The organism is Kitasatospora sp. NPDC036934 (assembly GCF_055608425.1).
In genome coordinates this window covers 1-17,498 of sequence record NZ_JBVJQR010000004.1, presented here as the reverse complement: position 1 = coordinate 17,498, position 17,498 = coordinate 1, and the positions used below count along the sequence as shown (strand labels likewise).

Here is a 17,498-nt window from a genome sequence, read left to right as displayed (position 1 = left end):
GACCCCGACCTCGTCACACGCTCGTTCACGCCCCCAGGTCTACCGCATCCCCGTCCCCGACCGCACTCGGAGAACCCCCGCCAACACCGTCCGACGACCCCGCACCGTCCGAAGAGCCCCCACCGCCCACCTGCCCCCCGCGCCCGCACTGGACCGGCACCCGCACCGCCTCCGGCCGCAGCACCGTCAGCCCCGTCGCCGGATCCCGCCGGCACTCCACCAGCGCCACGTCCCCCGACCGCCCACCACCCGACCGCCCGTCCCCCACCCCGAACGCCTCCCGCGCCGCCCCCGGCTCCTGCAGCGCGGCCACCACCCGCAGCTGGTTGCGCCCCGCCATGTCCCGCGCCAGCCGCAGCAGCGAGGCGGTCTGCTCACCGGCGAGCCCGGCCCCGAGGTCCTCGGCGAGCACGGTGAGCTGCCGGTGCGCCCACGGCACCTCGGAGGCCACGTCGAGGTCGAGCACCCCTGCCCCGGTCAGCAGCACCGCCGCGAAGGCGAGGTGGCGCAGCATGCCGTCGGAGGCCTGGTCGGCCCCGGTGCGCCCGAGCACGCCCTCGTCGAAGACCGCGAGCACCCGCCGCCCCGTCCCGCTCTCCCGCTCGGCGAGGGCGATCCCGAGCAGCGGGTGCGGCGCGGCCTCCTGGACGGCCCGCAGGAGCTGCCCGTACCGGCGCGGGCACTCGTGGGAGAGCCGGTTGATCACGGCGGAGATATTGGCGGCGTTGCTGCGCAGCCGGGCCTGCGGGTCGGCCTTGGCCCAGCCGCGCATCAGCGCGGGGACGGGGTGCAGCGGGAAGACCTCGCGCAGCGCGGTGAGCAGGTCCTCGGTGGCGGCCAGGACGAGCCGCTCGCCGGTGGAGGAGCCGGCGACGCGCAGCGGCAGCTGGGCGGTGATCATGGTGCCGCTGGGGAAGGGCGCCCGGATGTCCCCCTGGCGGGTGTCGTTGTGCCAGCACACGTTGACGCGCCCGTTCCGTACGTCCTGTTCGCCGGTGTCCACCAGGGTGCGGCCGTCGAGGCTGAGCGACTCCCGGGCGATCCGGACCGTCCCGTCGGTGCGGATCACCACGTCGAGCCGGATCCGGCCGCGCGGCGAGCGGACGGTGCAGCCGAGGATGACGGCGTCCCGCCCGTGCGGCACGCAGCCGGCCAGGCCGCCGCGCACGGGGGCGGCGAGCGGGCCGGTGCGGGCCGGCAGTCCGTCCAGGGAGCCGGCGATCTCCTCGCCGAGGGCGAGCCGGGACAGTGCGGCCAGCGCGTCGAGGGCGTTCGACTTGCCCACCCCGGCGGGCCCGTGCAGCACGGTGAGCGGCGAGAGCGGCAGGACGGCCCGCCGGTAGGACTTGAAGGCGGTGAGCCGCAGCTCCTCGACGGTGGGGCGTGGCACGGGCGCCCGGTGGGGTTCCGGGGCCCCCGGGCGCAGTTGGGCCGGGCCAACGGGCGCGGCGGCGTCGCGGTTCACCCGTCGGACGTTAGCCGCAGCCCGGCGGGGCGAAACGTCCCTGCTCGCCAGATTCATCCCAACGTGGCGGCCCTATCGCACGGCGCTGACCTACGGCCGCCGGTACGCGGCCACCGTCACCGAGGCGGTCACCTCGACCGGCTCCGGCAGGTCGGCGAGGGCGGCCGCGAGCCGGTCGGGGTCGGTGTGCCAGGCGCTCGGCCCCATGCCGACGACGGTCCGGACGTCCTGCGCGGAGAGCCGCAGGGTGAACTCGACGGACCGCTGGTCGACCGGCGCCAGGTACGGGCCGAGCTTCTCGTCGATCCGGCGCTGCTTCTCCTCGTCGACCGACAACAGGCCCAGGGTGGCGACGAGTTCGCGCAGGTGGCGGGCGGTGGGCGAGACCAGCAGCAGGGTGCCGCCGGGGCGCAGCACCCGGCGGATCTCGGGGCCGTTGCGCGGGGCGAAGACGTTGAGCATCAGGTCGGCGGAGGCCTCGCGCAGCGGCAGCGGGCGCCAGGCGTCGCAGACCACGGCGCCGATCCGGGGGTGGGCCCTGGCAGCGCGGCGCAGCGCGTACTTGGAGATGTCGAGGGCCGCGCCGACCCGGCCGGGCAGGGCATCCAGGACGTGGGCGAGGTAGTGGCCGGTGCCGGCGCCGAGGTCCGCGACCAGGCCGTCCGCTCCACCGCCCGTGACGGAGACAGCCGTCGAGGCGAGGGCGTCGGCAATCGGCCGGTAGTGCCCGGCGGCGAGGAAGTCGGAGCGGGCGGCGACCATCTCGGCGGTGTCGCCGGTGCCGGTGTGGGCGTCGCCGGCGAGGAGGCTGACGTAGCCCTGCTTGGCGAGGTCGAAGCTGTGCCCGGCGGGGCAGCGCAGGCTGCGCTCGTGCCGGGTGAGGTCCTGCGCGCAGTGGGGGCAGGCCAGGTAGGGCTCGATGTCCTGCAGCAACGTTCCGTCTTCTCTCGCCGTTCGGCCCCGACCGGTCGGGGGCGCCAGCCAGCCTAACCACCCGCGCCCGCCGACGGCCTCCCCAGCCACCCCGGCACCGACCCGCGCCCGCACCCGCACCCGCACCCGCACCCGCACCGCGCTACACCGATCCCGCAGTACGCCCCCGCCCCCGCTCCCGCGCCGCCCGCAACGCGAGCCCGGCAAGCGCCTCGGGCGCACCGGGCCGCCCGCGCACCCCGGGGAAGGCGTTGACGTCCACGATCACCGGTTCGGCCGCCCCGTCCAGCAGGTCGACCCCGTACACCTCCAGGCCGAACACCTCCCCGACCCGCAGCGCGAGCGCGGCCCGCCGGGCGGACGGCACCCACTCCGGCGCCGCCTCCAACTCTTCCACCACACAAGCGAGTTCGGAGCGCCGTCGGGCCGCGAACACCTGCCCGTCGACCACCCACAGCTTCTGGTCCCAGCCGTTGCCCGGGAGGTACGGCTGGGCGACGACCTCCTCCTGCGGCCAGCGTTCGGCGAGGTCGCGCAGCCGGGCCGGGCCGTCGACCAGCGCGACCAGGTCGTGCCGCCGGCTGTGTCGACTCTTCACCACGAACGGGTAGGCAGGAGAAGCGAGTTCGGCCAGCGTCCCGGCCGCGACGGTGGCCGCGAACGGCAGCCCGGCGCCCCGGGCGAGCGAGGCCATCCGTACCCGGTCCTGGCAAAGCTCCGTGGCCGCCGCCGAGTTGACGACCACCGCCCCGCGCCGCTCCAACTCCGCTGCCACCGCCAGCGCTTGCGGCGTACGCGCCTTGAGCAGATAGACATCGGCGAGCGCCCCCGCAGCGACACCACCGTCGCCGATCGGCACGGCCTCCACCCGGCAGCCGTGCCGCACCAGCAGCTCGGCCGCGGCCGCGAGCACCGGGTGCCCCGGGTCGCCCGTGATCAGCCCGACCCTCACCGCAACCCACCGTCCACCAGGCCGAGTCGGTCGTACTCGTCGCCCCCGGCCGCGACCAGCGCGGGCACCGACACCGCCGTACCGCTGCGCGCGAGCCGCAGCACCGCCCGGGCGACCTTCGCCACCGCGTCCGGCACCTGCCGGAAGCTCGGGAAGTCGTTGACGTCCACCACCACCGGCCCGTCCGGCGCGAGCAGCACGTCGACCCCGTACAGGTCCAGCCCGAACACCTCGCCCACCTGCGTCGCGATCCGCGCAACGCTCCCCGGCAACGGCACCGGCCGCTCGCGCACGCCCTGCCCGGGGTGCAACGGGGACTCCCGTTCGGTCGCGAAGAGCTCGCCGTCGACGCAGTACACCTTGAGGTCCGTCCCACCGTTGGGCACGTACGGCTGCGCGATCAGCAGCCCCTCGGCGGCGAGTTCGGGCCCGAGCCCGATCAGGTCGTCGGGCCCGGCCACCAGCCGCACGCCGCGCCCGGAGCTGCCGTCCGCCGGCTTGACGACCAGCGGGTACTCGGCCGCCGGGATCTCGGCGAGCCGCTCCCAACGGGCGGCGGCGTAGGTGACCGGGACGGGCAGGCCGCGGGTGCGGGCGATCACCGAGGCCAGCGCCTTGTCCCGGACGCCGCGGATCGAGCGGACGTCGTTGACGGTGGTGAGCCCCACGGCGGCGGCGGCCTCCAGCAGGGTGAGTCCGGGGCCGCCGGAGACGGTCTTGAGCACCCAGGCGTCGTGGCTTCCGGCCCGGACCGCCTCGGAGATCGCCATCAGCGAGTCACCGGGGCGCAGCACGTCCACCCGGTGACCCCACGCGGTGAGTTGACGCACCACGTCCAGCGGCATGCCGTCCCGCCGGTAGTGTTCCTCCACCAGAAAGCAGAGCCTCATGGACCTGACTTCCCCCTTGCCTCGCCGAGTACGGACGTCCGCCGTCCCCCTCGGCAGAGCTGTGAAGGCCTCAGCATGCCCGGCGTACACGCACAAGATCGCCGCGACCTGGTAAGCGTTCGGCAACAATCGAGCGCCGAGCCGCCCTCGTGACACCGGCCGCCGAACCGCTCGAGCGACCGTCCGCGCAAATACGGTGGCACCCCATCCGCGCCCCTGCTTGGATGCACGCCGTGACTTCAGCTGATCATGATCCGGACCACGCCCTGCTCACCGGGATCGAGCGCTACTACGACGCCGTACCGCGCAGCGCCGCCACCGCCGAGGACTTCGGCCCACTGACCCTGTTCGTCCGCAACGGCAGCACCGGTTGGCACTACTACGCCCGCCCCACCCCCGGCCACGACGGCCCGGCCGCCACCGCCGAGGACGTCCGCCGGGTACTGGCGCGGCAGCGGGAGCTGGGCGTGCCGGAGGCCTTCGAGTGGGTGGCCGAGCAGAACCCGGAGCTGCGCGCCGCGGTGGAGGCGGCCGGGCTGACGGTGCACGAGCACCCGCTGCTGGTGCTCGGCCCGCAGGACGAGGCGGCCCCGGCACCGGCCCCCCCGGAGCGGGTGGAGGTCCGGGTGCTGGCCGCGGACGCCCCCGAGCTGGCCGCCGCGGTCGCTGTCCCGCACGTGGCGTTCGGCAGCCCGGGTACCGCCATCGGCGCCGCCGGATCGGCCGAACTGGCGGCCAGTGTGGCCGAGTTGACGGCTTCCGGCGCGGTGGCGCGGATCGCTCGGCGGATCACCGACGGCGTCTCCGTGCTGGCCGCCGTGCTGGACGGCGACGGCGACGAGGTGCTGTGCGCCGGCCAGCACAACCCGGTGGGCGCGGTCACCGAGGTGGTCGGCGTCGGGACGCTGCCCTCCGCCCGGCGGCGCGGGCTGGCTCTGGCGGTCACCGCGGCCCTGGTGGCGCACGCCCGCGCCAACGGAGTGCGGACGGTGTTCCTGTCCGCCGCCGACGAGGACGTCGCCCGGATCTACCGTCGGGCCGGCTTCCGCCCGTTCGCGACGGCCCTCATCGCGGAGCCCACCGTCCCGGACACCGCACAGGCGACTCCCGACTCCGCACGAACCGCCCCCGACGCCGACCCCGACGCCACCCCCGACGCCGAAGCGTAGGACGCGCCCCCGGGCGAGGACGGCACTCAGTCGTCGTCCTCGTCCTCGTCCTCCGCCCCAGTGACACCCTCCCCCTCGGCCTCGTCGACGACCCAGGCCGCCAGTCGCTCGGCGACCCCGGACACCCCCAGCCTCCCCTCCCGAATGGCTCGGGAGAGGCTGCGCACCTCGCGGGCGGTGGTGGCGACGGTGCAGCCACTGGCGACGAGATAGGCGTAGGCGACGGCGGTCGCGAAGAGTTCGTTGGTCTTCTCCAGAGCGGGCACCCTGATGAGCTGGTGCATCAACGCGGCGGCGCGGTCCTGGGGTTCGGGGTAGACGGAGATGTCGAAGATCTCGGCCTGGTGCCGGGTGACGGCCGCGAGCAGCGACCCGTAGTCGGTGACCTGCGGGTCACCGGGCGTGTACTGCTCCGCGGTCATGAGCAGCCACGAGAGGTCGACCTCCAGCTTCAACGGCGCACGTCCTGGAGCTCGCCCGACTCCCCGAACTCGGCGAGGAAGGCCGTCTCGTACTCCTTCATGAACTGCGCGGCGGCGTCGATGAAGGCGCGTCCCGACTCACCCATGTCCTGCTGGACCAGGCGTTCGATGTACTGGTTCATGCTGATCCCCTGTTGCTCCGCCCGTTCCCGGGCCATCTCCGCGGTCGTGGCGTCCACTCGGACGTTCAGCTGCTTCTTGCCCATGTCGTTCAAGCTAGCGCCGAAGTGCTAGCACAACAAGGGCGCACGCACACCGCCCGCACACCTGCCGCACGCCCCCACGCAACCTGTCCGTCACCGAACCCGCCCCACCCCTGTCACCGAACCCTGCACCGAGCCCGCCACCGAACCCGCCCGGCGCCGTCCCGACGCCGCCCCACCCGTGACCAGGCCTACCCTGAACCCACCGGACCTACCCTGAACCCGACCGGACCTGACTTGAAGAGTCCCGAAGCATCCGGGAATCTGAACTCCCCTGAGCGTTCCCCGAGCGGCACCGACCGGTTTTGTGGAGGCCGGCAATGACAGCCATGTTCGACCAGGAGCTGCGCGAGCAGCTCGCCCAGGCCCGGCGGGACCTCGCGGCAGCCCGGGCCGAAGGGGACGCCGACGGCGTCCAGGCATACGAGGGCCGGGTCGCCTCACTCCTCAGGCTCGCCGCCCAACACGGCATCGACCTTCCGCACAGCGCCGACGAGGAGGAGAGCAACGGGTAGCCCCCGCTACCCACGAGAGCGCCGAGCATCACCGAGAACCGCCGAGCCCCCAACAAGAGGGCCCACAAAGCCGAGGAGGCGGCCCCCGTCCACGACGGGGGCCGCCTCCTCGGGCGTCACCGGGGTCAGGCCCCGGCCGGCTCCAGGATCGCCACGCACTCGAAGTGGTGGGTCATCGGGAACAGGTCGAAGGCCCGCAGCGAGACCAGCCGGTAGCCGCCCTCGCGGAAGAACGCCAGGTCCCGGGCGAGCGCCGCCGGGTCGCAGGCCACGTACGCGATCCGGCGCGCCTCCAGGCCGACCAGGTGGCCGACGGTCTCGCGCCCGGCGCCGGAGCGGGGCGGGTCCAGGACGATCAGGTCGGTGGCGGTGATGCCGGTGCGCGGCAGCAGCGTCTCGACCCGGTCGCACTCGATCCGCACGTTGTCCAGCGCGGCGAGGTTGTGCCGGGCGTCGACCACGGCCTGCGGGGCGGACTCGATGCCGAGCACCGCACCGTCCTCGCCGACCCGGTCGGCGAGCGCGCCGGCGAACAGGCCGACCCCGCAGTACAGGTCGAGCGCGCTCTCACCCCACTGCGGGTCCAGGCCGTCCAGCACCGCGTCGACCAGGGTGTCCGGCGCCTCCGGGTGGATCTGCCAGAAGCCGCCGTTGCTGACCCGCCAGGTCCGTCCGGCCGCCCGCTCGCGAACGAAGCCGCGCCCGTGCACCTTGTGCACGTCGCCCTGGTCGTCGATTCGGGCGATCGACACCGGCTTGTCCAGCTCGACCAGCGGCAGCTGGGCGCCGTCGCGCGGGGTCAGGACGACCTGGCGGTCCGAGGAGCCGGTCGCGGCGACCGCCTCGACGCTCGCCACCCCCGGCCAGTCCCGGGACTCGATGCCCAGTTCGGTGACACCCTCGGCGGCGATCAGGCAGCGGTCGATGACCTGCACCTCGTGCGAGCGGTGCTTGCGCAGCCCGACCTTGCCGCTCTCCGCGTCCACCGTGTACTGCACCCGGGTGCGCCAGGCCGGCACCTGCCCGGCCTGCAGCTTGCCACCGACCGGCTCGACGCTGCCGTCCCAGCCCGCCTCGGCCGGGGTCAGCCCGGCCAGCTTCGCCAGCTGCTCGGTCAGCACGGCCGCCTTGAGCTTGCGCTGCCCGCCCGGGGTGACGTGCTGCCAGTCGCAGCCGCCGCACTTGCCCGGCCCGGCGAACGGGCAGGGCGCCTCGATCCGGTCCTTGGCGGGCTCCAGCACCTCCACCGCGTCCGCGCGCAGGAAGCGCGAGGTGCTGGTGCCCTCGGTCACCAGCGCGACCACCTTCTCGCCGGGCAGCGCGTGCCGGACGAACAGCACCCGCCCCTCGTGCCGGGCCACGCAGTGCCCGCCGCCGTGCGCGACCGGGCCGACCTCGACCTCGTAGCGCTCGCCGACCAGCGGCTCCCCGGACGGCTTCTCCGGCCGCGCGGCCCGCACGGACTGGCCGCGCAGCGCCTTCGGCGGCCGCACCGCCTGCTTGCGCGGCGCCTTCCGGCCGGCCGGTTCCGCGCCCTTGCCGTCCTGGACGGGCTTCCCGCCTCGCCCGGCCTTCTCACCGCGCCCGGCCTTCTCGCCACCAGCGGCCTTCTCACCGCGCACGGGCTTCTCCGCCCGGGCCGCCTTCCCGTCCCGAACGGCCTTCTCGACCGGGGCCTCCCCCGGCACGACCGGCGCCGTGCGCGCCGTCAGCCCCTCACGGTCGGTGGCCTCCGGGCGCTGCGGCTTGCCCCAGCGCGGCCGGGCCACCTGTCCGGGCTGGGAGCCGCCCCGACGGGCGCCCTTGCCCTTGCCGGAGGCGCCGGAGGAGCCCGAGGAGCGGGGCGAAGTGTTGCGCGTCACTGGGAGGAGTCCTTGCTGCGGTCGGAGGTGGCACCGGCATTCGCACCGGCACGGTCGGAATCCTTCGACTTTACGGCCTTCGGCGCCCGCGGCTCGCCACGGCGGACGGATCCCGGGGCCGACCAGGCCTTCTGCGGCTTGCGCCGCTCGGAGGACTCCAGCTGCCAGGGCACCGAGGTGACCATCACACCGGGCTTGAACAGCAGCCGCCCCTTGAGCCGCAGCGCGCTCTGGTTGTGCAGCAGGTGCTCGTACCAGTGGCCGACCACGTACTCGGGGATGTAGACGGCGACCACGTCGCGCGGGCTGCTGCGCCGCAGGTTCTTCACGTAGTCCAGAACCGGCCCGGTGATCTCCCGGTACGGCGAGTCCAGCACCTTGAGCGGGACCTCGATGCCCCGCTCGTCCCACTCCCGCCGCAGCGCTGCGGTGTCGGCCGCGTCGACGTTGACGGTGACGGCCTCCAGGGTCTGGGCACGGGCCAGCCTGGCGTAGGCGAGGGCGCGCAGCGCCGGCTTGTGCAGCTTGGAGACCAGCACGATGGCGTGCACCCGGGTCGGCAGCACCACGTCGTCCGGTTCCTCGGCGGCGATGAGTTCGTCGGAGACCCGGTCGTAGTGGCGACGGATGCCCTTCATCATCACGAACAGCACGACCATCGCGGCGATCGCGATCCAGGCGTGGCCGATCTTGGTGACCAGGACGACGATCAGCACCGCCATGGTCATCACCAGGCCGAAGCCGTTGATCGCCCGGCTGCGCTGCATGTGGCGCCGCTTGGCCGGGTCGGTCTCGGTGCGCAGGAGCCGGGTCCAGTGCCGGATCATGCCGGACTGGCTCATGTTGAAGGAGACGAAGACGCCGACGATGTAGAGCTGGATCAGCCGGGTCGGATCCGCGTTGAAGGCGATGATCAGCAGGATCGCGGCGATCGCCAGCAGGATGATGCCGTTGGAGAAGGCCAGTCGGTCGCCGCGGGTGTGCAGCTGGCGGGGCAGGTAACGGTCCTGGGCGAGGATCGAGCCGAGCACCGGGAACCCGTTGAAGGCGGTGTTGGCGGCGAGCACCAGGATCAGGCCGGTGACGGCGGCGACGAAGTAGAAGCCGGGCGTGAAGTTGTTGAAGACGGCCTCGCTGATCTGCGCCAGCGCGGTCTTCTGGTGGTAGCCGGAGCCGGCGCCGACCAGCTGCTCGGTCGGGTTCTCGGCCATCTGCACGCCGGTCAGCCTGGCCAGCCAGATGATGCCCATGAACATCACCACGGCGATGCTCGCCATCAGCAGCAGGGTGGTGGCCGCGTTCTTGCTCTTCGGCTTGCGGAAGGCCGGCACGCCGTTGGAGATCGCCTCGACACCGGTGAGCGCGGCGCAGCCGGAGGAGAAGGACTTCAGCAGCAGGAACACCATCGCGAAGCCGGCCAGCGAGTCGTTGCCGGGGGTGGCGGCGAGGTGGAAACCGGAGCTCTCGGCGGGCATGGACTGGCCGAGCACGAAGTGCCGGAAGACGCCGTAGCCGACCATGCCGATCACGCCCGCCATGAAGGCGTAGGTGGGGACGGCGAAGGCGGAGCCGGATTCGCGCACCCCGCGCAGGTTCATGCCCATCAGCACCACGACCACGACCACCGAGACGATCATCTCGTGGCCGCGCAGTGCCGGGACGGCGGAGACCACGTTGGCGACGCCCGAGGTGGTGGAGACGGCGACGGTCAGCACGTAGTCGACCATCAGGGCCGCGGCAACCACCAGACCGGAGGCCGGACCGTGGTTGACGGTCGCCACCTCGTAGTCACCGCCGCCGCTGGGGTAGGCGTGCACGTTCTGCCGGTAGGAGGCGACGACGGCGAGCATCACGATCGCCACCACGACGCCGATCTGCCAGGAGAAGTGGATCGCCGAGGCTCCCGCGACGGAGAGCGTGAGCAGGATCTCCTCGGGGGCGTACGCGACCGAGGAGAGCGCGTCCGAGGCGAAGACGGGCAGCGCGATCCGCTTGGGAAGGAGCGTCTCTCCGAGCTTGTCGCTGCGCAGGGCGCGCCCGATCAGGAGGCGTTTCGGAAGGTCAGTCGGCATAGGCACGTTAAGGAATCGTAGGGCTTTCCCGGCAGCACTTGCGCCGTTCATCCCCCCCTTCGTCGCGACTGTGTTCGGTGGACCGGCTAGCGTGTCGGATACGAGTCGGTGGGCAACACTCTGGTTGTCGAGCGGAGTCCGGCCGACGCCCCACGAGAACCCTCGTCCCGGCAGGACCGGGCGGGAAAGGGAGATGAACGGTGTTTGCGCAGGTCAAGAACCCTTCGGGATGGGTGAGGTAGCGCCGGTGCACATCGTCATCATGGGCTGCGGCCGCGTGGGCTCGGCCCTCGCGAGAGCCCTGGAGAAACAGGGCCACTCGGTGGCCGTGGTCGACCAGGACCCGACCGCCTTCCGTCGCCTGGGCGCCGGCTTCAACGGGCGCCGGGTGACCGGCGTCGGCTTCGACCAGGACACCCTGCGCGAGGCGGGCATCGAGGAGGCCGGCGCGTTCGCCGCCGTCTCCAGCGGCGACAACTCCAACATCATCGCCGCCCGGGTCGCCCGGGAGACCTTCGGCATCGAGAACGTCGCGGCCCGGATCTACGACCCGCGCCGGGCCGAGGTGTACCAGCGCCTGGGCATCCCGACCGTGGCGACGGTCCGCTGGACCGCCGACCAGATGCTGCGCCGGCTCCTGCCGAGCGGCGCCGAGCCGCTGTGGCAGGACCCGAGCGGCAGCGTGCAGCTGGCCGAGGTCGCGTACCACCCGGGCTGGGTCGGTCAGCGGGTCAGCCGCCTGGAGGAGGCCTCCGGCGCCCGGGTGTCGTTCGTGACCCGGCTCGGCGAGGGGGTCCTCCCCTCGCCGCAGATGGTGGTGCAGGAGGGCGACCTGGTGCACGTGATGCTGCGCCGGGCCGATCTGACGGCGGTCGAGGCCGCGTTCGCGCAGGGACCGAAGGAGGAGGGTCACTGATGCGGGTCGCCATTGCCGGTGCCGGTGCCGTGGGCCGCTCGATCGCGGGCGAGCTGCTGGAGAACGGTCACGAGGTCCTGCTGATCGACAAGAACCCCAACTCCATCTCGGTGGAGCGGGTGCCCATGGCGGAGTGGCTGCTGGCCGACGCCTGTGAGATCACCTCGCTGGACGAGGCGGCGCTGCAGCGCTGCCACGTGGTGATCGCCGCGACCGGTGACGACAAGGTCAACCTGGTCGTCTCGCTGCTCGCCAAGACCGAGTACGCCGTGCCGCGAGTGGTCGCCCGGGTGAACAACCCGAAGAACGAGTGGCTCTTCAACGAGTCCTGGGGCGTGGACGTGGCCGTGTCCACGCCGCGGCTGATGTCCGCCCTGGTCGAGGAGGCGGTCAGCGTCGGCGACCTGGTCCGCCTGATGCGCTTCAGCCAGGGCAATGCCAACCTGGTCGAGCTGACCCTGGCCGGCGAGGCCGAGCTGGTCGGCACCCGGGTCGGCGACGTCTCCTGGCCGCAGGACACCGCCCTGGTGAGCATCATCCGCGAGGGCCGGGTGCTGGTGCCGGGCAAGGACGACACCCTGGAGGGCGGCGACGAGCTGCTCTTCGTCGCGGCGCAGGAGCGCGAGGAGGAGCTGGAGCAGCTGCTGTCGGCCACCTCCGGCGCCCAGTAGGAACCGCCCAGCGACCGCCCAGCGGGAACCTGCACGGCAGGAACCGCACGCGCGTACGGCCGAGGGCCCGCATCCCCCAGGAGGGTGCGGGCCCTCGGCCGTAGCGGGCGGGAGCGGGGAGCGGCTACTTGGCCGGCTCCTCCTCGTCGTCCAGCGGCGCCTTGATCGGCGGCGGCGCCTTCAGCAGGATCTGCCAGGTGACGTACATCGCCAGCAGCAGCGGCGGGATGCCGAGGGCGACCTTCAGCCAGCCGAGCAGGTTGACGTTGTGGGTGAAGTACAGCGGGAAGAGGATCACCGGCTTGAGGCCCATGATCACCACCCAGGCCCAGGTCGCCTTGGTGTAGGCGGCGAGGCGGCCCGGGTTCTCCTTGCGCCAGGTGAACATCTCACCGGTGATCGGGCCGAGCATCACCCCGATCATCGGCCAGCGCACCAGGGCGGAGACCGCCATGGCCGCACAGTAGCCGACGCTCCAGAGCAGGCCGGGGAGGTAGAAGTCCTCGGCCTTGCCGCTCTTCATCGCGATCCAGGCGCCGAGGGCGACGCCGAACACCCCGCTGAAGGCGTGCTGGATGGTCTCCCGCCGGGCCAGCCGGGCCACCACGAACAGCGCGCTCAGGCCGAGCGCGGCCCAGGCGGCGGCGCTGACCTGGTGGGTGACGTTGTAGGTGAGGATGAAGACCAGACCGGGCAGCGTCATGTCGATCATGCCGCGCACGCCGCCGAAGGCCTGCAGGACGGTGTCGGCGGCCTCCTTGGAGGCGGCCTTCCGGGCGGCTTCGGCGGCCGCCGGGTCCAGGGGCCGCTCGGCGGCCGGCGCGGTGCCCTCGATCGACCGGGCCAGTCCGTCCGCGGCCTCCGTGGCGGCGGCGTGCTGCCAGGCCGCCACGTCGGTGGCGTCCAGGTCGATCCGGGCGGCGGCGTCGCCGCCGGGGTGGTTGCTCACGCTCATTCGCTCCCGTGTCCCACCGGACGCAGCTCGTATCGGGGGTTGAACAGCACGCGGCGCCCGCGTGCGTGGCTGATCCGGCCGCTGGCGACGAGCCGGCGGCCCGGCTCTATCCCTGCGATCGAGCGGCGGCCGAGCCAGACGACCTCCAGTGCCTCGGTGCCGTCGAAGAGCTCGGCCTCCAGGGCCGGTACCCCGGCCCGCGGGCGGAGCGTCACCGTGCGCAGCGTGCCCGCGACGGTGACCAGCTGCCGGTCCGTGCAGCCGGCGATCGGCGTGCAGCCGGACTCGGCGGCGCTCTCCTGGCGCAGGTCCTCGGCGTCCAGTTCCTCGGCCGAGGAGGTCAGCCGGCTGAGCATGCGGCGGAACCGCCCCTGCGGCTGGCCGCTGCTGTTGTCACCACTCATGTCGGCAGGGTACCGGGTTCCGGCCCCCCGGCGGCAGGAGTCGCAGCCGCCGGGGGGCCGTACGGGCCGGTCTTCGAACCCCTGCTCAGCTCTCGAAGCGGTAGCCCATGCCCGGTTCGGTGATGAAGTGGCGCGGGTGCGAAGGGTCCCGCTCCAGCTTGCGGCGCAGCTGGGCGAGGTAGACCCGCAGGTAGTTGGTCTCGGTGCGGTAGGCCGGGCCCCACACCTCCTGGAGCAGCTGGGTCTGGCTGACCAGCCGACCGGCGTTGCGGACCAGCACCTCCAGCAGGTGCCATTCGGTGGGCGTGAGGCGTACGTCGGTGCCGTCCCGGTTGACCTTCTTCGCTGCGAGGTCGACGGTGAAGCTCTCGGTGACGACCAGCGAGTCGTCCTCCCCGGCGACCGGCTCGGCCCGGCGCACGGCCGCGCGCATCCGGGCGAGCAGCTCGTCCATCCCGAAGGGCTTGGTCACGTAGTCGTCGGCACCGGCGTCCAGGGCCTCGACCTTCTCGTCGGAGGCGTGCCGGGCTGACAGCACGATGATCGGCACCCGGGTCCAGCCGCGCAGGCCGCGGATCACCTCGACGCCGTCCATGTCGGGCAAACCCAGGTCGAGGACGACCACGTCCGGGTGGCGGGCGGCGGCCAGTTCCAGCGCGCTCGCCCCGTCGTGGGCCGCGTCCACCTCGTACTTGCGGGCCTTGAGGTTGATCACCAGTGCGCGGACGATCTGCGGTTCGTCGTCCACGACGAGGACCCGGGTCATTTACGGGCTCCGCCTTTCAGGCTGTCGGATCTTACGGACTGTGTCTTGGCTGTTCGTGCACCGTGGGCCGCCGGGCGGTGGGCCGGACCTGCGCCGGGCCTGCCGCGATCAGCCGGAACTCACGTGATCAGTTCCGAGAGCGGATCGTCGCCCTCGCCGCCCACCCGGTCCGGTTCGGGCGGCCGTTCGACGGCGGGCAGGCTGACGACCATGGTCAGACCTCCGCCGGGGGTGTCCTCCGCGGTGACGGTACCGTCCATCGCCTCGACGAACCCGCGCGCCACCGCGAGCCCGAGGCCGACCCCGGCGCCGCGCGGCGCGTCCCCGTAGCGCTGGAACGGCGCGAAGATCCGCTCCTTGGCGTCCTCGGGCACGCCCGGGCCGCGGTCAACGATCCGCAACTCGACCCGGCCGGTCCGGCCGGGCGGCTGCAGGGCGTCGGCCTTGACCAGGACCTTGACGCCGTCCGGGCTGTACTTGACGGCGTTCTCGACCAGGTTGGCCAGCGAGCGCTCCAGCAGCCCGCCGTCGGCCCGGATCATCGGCAACGTCTCCGGCACCTCCAGCCGGACGGACTCCGGCGGGACCCCGCCGAGCGCGTACGGCACCACCTCGTCCAGGTCGGTTTCCTGGATCAGCGGGGTGACGGTGCCGGTCTGCAGCCGGCTCATGTCGAGGAGGTTGTTGATCAGGTGGTCGAGCCGGTCGGCGCCGGCCTCGATCCCGGCCAGCAGCTCGGCCTCGTCCTCCGGGTCCCACTCGACGTCGGCCGAGCGCAGCGAGGTGACCGAGGCCTTGATGCCCGCCAGCGGGGTGCGCAGGTCGTGCGAGACGGCGGCCAGCAGGGCGGTGCGGATCCGGTTGCCCTCGGCCTCCCGACGGGCGGCGGCGGCCTCCCGGGCGAGCCCGCGGCGCTCCAGCACCACGGCGGCCTGCGCGGCGAACGCCCCCAGCAGCCGCCGGTCGGTGCCGGGCAGCACCCGGCCGCGCAGCACCAGGGCCAGGCTCTCGCCGACCGGGACGTCCACGTCGGCCTCCTCGGGCCGCTGCGGCGGGTGCGGCCCCGCGGTGGCGACCGGCGCCCAGCCGCCGGTCGGTTCCGGGCGCTCCAGCAGCGCGGCGCTCTCCTGGCCGAAGGTCTCCCGGACCTGTTCCATCAGTGCGGCCAGTACCCCGTCCCCATTCGGGGCGCCGCGCAGCACGGTGCCGGCCAGCGCGCTGAGCGTCTGTGCCTCGGCCTGGGCACGGGCCGCCTGGTGGGTGCGCCGGGCCGCCAGGTCCACCACGGAGGCGACCGAGCACCCGACGACGGTGAATATCGCCACCGCCATGATGTTCTGCGGCTCGTTGATCGAGAACGTGTGCAGCGGCGGGGTGAAGTAGAAGTTCAGCACCGAGGAGCCGACCAGCGCCGAACCGATCGACGGCAGCAGCCCGCCGACGAGTGCCGCGCACACCGTCAGCGACAGGAACAGCAGCATGTCGGTGGACAGGCCCAGCCCGCCGATGGTGGTCAGCACCAGCGCCAGCACCGGCGGCCCGACCAGTCCGATCAGCCAGCCTGCGACGGTCCTGGTCCGGCCCAGGTCGGTGATCCGCCGCACGGGTATCTTGTTCCGGCGCCCGTGCCCGGCGTGCTCGTGGGTGACCATGTGGACGTCGATGTCCCCGGCCTTCTGAGTGACCAGGGTGCCGACGCCGGGCCCGTACAGGTACTGCCAGCCGGGCCTGCGGCTGGTGCCCAGCACGATCTGGGTGGCGTTCACCCCGCGGGCGAACTCCAGCAGCCCCTCGGCGGGGTCGTCGCCCAGGACGTTGTGGAAGGAGCCGCCGAGGCTCTCCACCAGGGCGCGCTGCTCGATCAGCGTCTGCGGTGAACCGGTGCCGGCCAACCCGTCCGAGCGGGAGATGTGGACGGCCAGCAGCTCACCGCCGGAGACGCGGGCCGCGATGCGGGCCGCCCGGCGGATCAGCGTCGCCCCCTCCGGGCCGCCGGTCAGGCCGACCACGATCCGCTCCCGGGCCTGCCAGGTGCCCACGATGCCCTGCTCGGCGCGGTACTTCTGCAGGTACTCGTCCACCCGGTCGGCGGTCCACAGCAGCGCCAGCTCGCGCAGCGCGGTCAGGTTGCCCGGGCGGAAGTAGTTGGCGAGCGCGGCGTCGATCTTCTCCGGCATGTAGACGTTGCCGTGCGCCAGCCGGCGCCGCAGCGCCTGCGGGGACATGTCCACCAGCTCGATCTGATCCGCCCGGCGGACCACCTCGTCCGGGACGGTCTCGCGCTGGCGCACCCCGGTGATGCCCTCGACGGCGTCCCCGAGCGACTCCAGGTGCTGGACGTTCACGGTGGAGATCACGTCGATCCCGGCCGCGAGCAGCTCCTCGACGTCCTGCCAGCGCTTCTCGTTGCGGCAGCCGGGCACGTTGGTGTGGGCCAGCTCGTCCACCAGCGCCACCTGCGGGCGACGCGCCAGCACGGCGTCCAGGTCCATCTCGGAGAACCGCGCACCCCGGTGCACCACCTGCTGCCGCAGCACGACCTCCAGCCCGGCGACGAGGTCCGCGGTCCGTCGGCGGCCGTGGTCCTCCACGAACGCCACCACGACGTCCGTGCCACGCTCCTGCCGCCGGTGTGCCTCGGCGAGCATGGCGTACGTCTTGCCGACCCCGGGGGCCGCCCCGAGGTAGATGCGCAGCCTGCCTCGTCCCATGAGCACCATTCTTGATCCGGCTCCGTCCGGGAGCCACCCCCGGACACCTGTTCCCCCGCCTTCGAGACTACGGCGTGAGCGGCGGTATTCCGCTGATCGGTGCACTGATCAGGCGGTTTTAGCGGCATATTGACGGAACCCAGCCACTCGGCGGGGGTCACCCGACGCCCGCCCGCCGGATTCCGTCCGATTTCCGGCACAACGCGAAGAACCCCCATCCGGAAACCGGATGGGGGTTCTTCTGAAGAATTGTTCGGCGGCGTCCTACTCTCCCACAGGGTCCCCCCTGCAGTACCATCGGCGCTGTGAGGCTTAGCTTCCGGGTTCGGAATGTAACCGGGCGTTTCCCTCACGCTATGACCACCGAAACACTATGAAACTGTCGACCCGCCGGCAGGGCGGTCGTTGTTTCAGAACAACACAGTGGACGCGAGCAACTGAGGACAAGCCCTCGGCCTATTAGTACCGGTCAACTCCACCCCTTACAGGGCTTCCATATCCGGCCTATCAACCCAGTCGTCTACTGGGAGCC

Annotated in this window: 16 protein-coding genes and 2 rRNA genes; 4 read left to right on the top strand and 14 right to left on the bottom strand. The window is 72.8% G+C overall.

Going from position 1 to position 17,498, the window contains the following annotated elements; genetic code table 11:
• Positions 1 to 25: 25 nt before the first annotated feature.
• From ACZ7BZ_RS07480 to ACZ7BZ_RS07465, 4 genes are all read right to left on the bottom strand, one after another.
• Positions 26 to 1,390, bottom strand: coding sequence for an AAA family ATPase (locus ACZ7BZ_RS07480; protein ID WP_470357561.1), 1,365 nt, complete (start codon positions 1,388 to 1,390; stop codon positions 26 to 28).
• Positions 1,391 to 1,555: 165 nt separating this feature from the next.
• Entirely contained in the window at positions 1,556 to 2,398 is an 843-nt protein-coding gene (locus ACZ7BZ_RS07475) for a putative RNA methyltransferase (RefSeq protein ID WP_470357560.1), read from the bottom strand.
• 142 nt (positions 2,399 to 2,540) lie between these two features.
• Complete coding sequence (locus ACZ7BZ_RS07470; RefSeq protein WP_470357559.1) at positions 2,541 to 3,350, bottom strand: ATP-grasp domain-containing protein; 810 nt, start codon at positions 3,348 to 3,350, stop codon at positions 2,541 to 2,543.
• Positions 3,347 to 4,240 (bottom strand): ATP-grasp domain-containing protein, encoded by an 894-nt coding sequence (locus ACZ7BZ_RS07465; RefSeq protein WP_470357558.1) that lies wholly within the window; start codon positions 4,238 to 4,240, stop codon positions 3,347 to 3,349. Before ACZ7BZ_RS07465 ends, ACZ7BZ_RS07470 begins: the two co-directional genes overlap by 4 nt.
• Positions 4,241 to 4,473: 233 nt before the next feature.
• On the opposite strand from ACZ7BZ_RS07465, the gene ACZ7BZ_RS07460 reads away from it, so the two are divergent.
• Positions 4,474 to 5,409 carry a GNAT family N-acetyltransferase gene (locus ACZ7BZ_RS07460; protein WP_470357557.1) on the top strand — a complete coding sequence of 312 codons (936 nt, stop codon included), beginning with the start codon at positions 4,474 to 4,476 and terminating at the stop codon, positions 5,407 to 5,409.
• 26 nt (positions 5,410 to 5,435) lie between these two features.
• Here the strand turns inward: ACZ7BZ_RS07460 and ACZ7BZ_RS07455 are convergent, their stop codons facing one another.
• Both ACZ7BZ_RS07455 and ACZ7BZ_RS07450 read right to left on the bottom strand, forming a co-directional pair.
• Positions 5,436 to 5,864, bottom strand: coding sequence for a fic family toxin-antitoxin system, toxin component (locus ACZ7BZ_RS07455; protein WP_188305350.1), 429 nt, complete (start codon positions 5,862 to 5,864; stop codon positions 5,436 to 5,438).
• Positions 5,861 to 6,097, bottom strand: coding sequence for a toxin-antitoxin system HicB family antitoxin (locus tag ACZ7BZ_RS07450; protein ID WP_270146936.1), 237 nt, complete (start codon positions 6,095 to 6,097; stop codon positions 5,861 to 5,863). The genes ACZ7BZ_RS07455 and ACZ7BZ_RS07450 overlap by 4 nt, the downstream gene beginning before the upstream one ends.
• A 317-nt stretch (positions 6,098 to 6,414) precedes the next feature.
• Between ACZ7BZ_RS07450 and ACZ7BZ_RS07445 the strand changes: the two genes are divergently transcribed.
• Positions 6,415 to 6,609: a hypothetical protein gene (locus ACZ7BZ_RS07445; protein ID WP_465742059.1), complete on the top strand. Its 195-nt coding sequence runs from the start codon at positions 6,415 to 6,417 to the stop codon at positions 6,607 to 6,609.
• Positions 6,610 to 6,734: 125 nt separating this feature from the next.
• Here the strand turns inward: ACZ7BZ_RS07445 and ACZ7BZ_RS07440 are convergent, their stop codons facing one another.
• The gene (locus tag ACZ7BZ_RS07440) at positions 6,735 to 8,069 is read right to left on the bottom strand and encodes a class I SAM-dependent RNA methyltransferase (RefSeq protein WP_470357796.1); all 1,335 of its coding nucleotides are present in this window, start codon (positions 8,067 to 8,069) and stop codon (positions 6,735 to 6,737) included.
• A gap of 398 nt (positions 8,070 to 8,467) precedes the next feature.
• Complete coding sequence (locus ACZ7BZ_RS07435; protein ID WP_470357556.1) at positions 8,468 to 10,543, bottom strand: APC family permease; 2,076 nt, start codon at positions 10,541 to 10,543, stop codon at positions 8,468 to 8,470.
• 247 nt (positions 10,544 to 10,790) lie between these two features.
• On the opposite strand from ACZ7BZ_RS07435, the gene ACZ7BZ_RS07430 reads away from it, so the two are divergent.
• Together ACZ7BZ_RS07430 and ACZ7BZ_RS07425 are read left to right on the top strand one after the other, a co-directional pair.
• Positions 10,791 to 11,459: a potassium channel family protein gene (locus tag ACZ7BZ_RS07430; RefSeq protein WP_380463572.1), complete on the top strand. Its 669-nt coding sequence runs from the start codon at positions 10,791 to 10,793 to the stop codon at positions 11,457 to 11,459.
• A complete protein-coding gene (locus tag ACZ7BZ_RS07425; RefSeq protein ID WP_350505498.1) occupies positions 11,459 to 12,130 on the top strand; it encodes a potassium channel family protein in 672 nt (223 codons plus the stop codon). Before ACZ7BZ_RS07430 ends, ACZ7BZ_RS07425 begins: the two co-directional genes overlap by 1 nt.
• Positions 12,131 to 12,254: 124 nt before the next feature.
• Here the strand turns inward: ACZ7BZ_RS07425 and ACZ7BZ_RS07420 are convergent, their stop codons facing one another.
• The 6 genes from ACZ7BZ_RS07420 to ACZ7BZ_RS07395 form a co-directional block, all read right to left on the bottom strand.
• The gene (locus ACZ7BZ_RS07420) at positions 12,255 to 13,079 is read right to left on the bottom strand and encodes a DUF3159 domain-containing protein (protein WP_470357555.1); all 825 of its coding nucleotides are present in this window, start codon (positions 13,077 to 13,079) and stop codon (positions 12,255 to 12,257) included.
• Between the two features lie 2 nt (positions 13,080 to 13,081).
• On the bottom strand, positions 13,082 to 13,489 hold the full coding sequence (locus tag ACZ7BZ_RS07415; RefSeq protein WP_465742066.1) for an OB-fold nucleic acid binding domain-containing protein: 408 nt from the start codon (positions 13,487 to 13,489) through the stop codon (positions 13,082 to 13,084).
• A gap of 85 nt (positions 13,490 to 13,574) precedes the next feature.
• Positions 13,575 to 14,255 carry a response regulator gene (locus ACZ7BZ_RS07410; protein WP_033351413.1) on the bottom strand — a complete coding sequence of 227 codons (681 nt, stop codon included), beginning with the start codon at positions 14,253 to 14,255 and terminating at the stop codon, positions 13,575 to 13,577.
• Positions 14,256 to 14,374: 119 nt separating this feature from the next.
• Complete coding sequence (locus tag ACZ7BZ_RS07405; RefSeq protein WP_470357554.1) at positions 14,375 to 16,966, bottom strand: ATP-binding protein; 2,592 nt, start codon at positions 16,964 to 16,966, stop codon at positions 14,375 to 14,377.
• A gap of 251 nt (positions 16,967 to 17,217) precedes the next feature.
• Positions 17,218 to 17,334 (bottom strand): 5S ribosomal RNA (rrf, locus tag ACZ7BZ_RS07400).
• Between the two features lie 71 nt (positions 17,335 to 17,405).
• Positions 17,406 to 17,498: ribosomal RNA gene (locus ACZ7BZ_RS07395) — 23S ribosomal RNA — on the bottom strand; the annotation flags it as partial.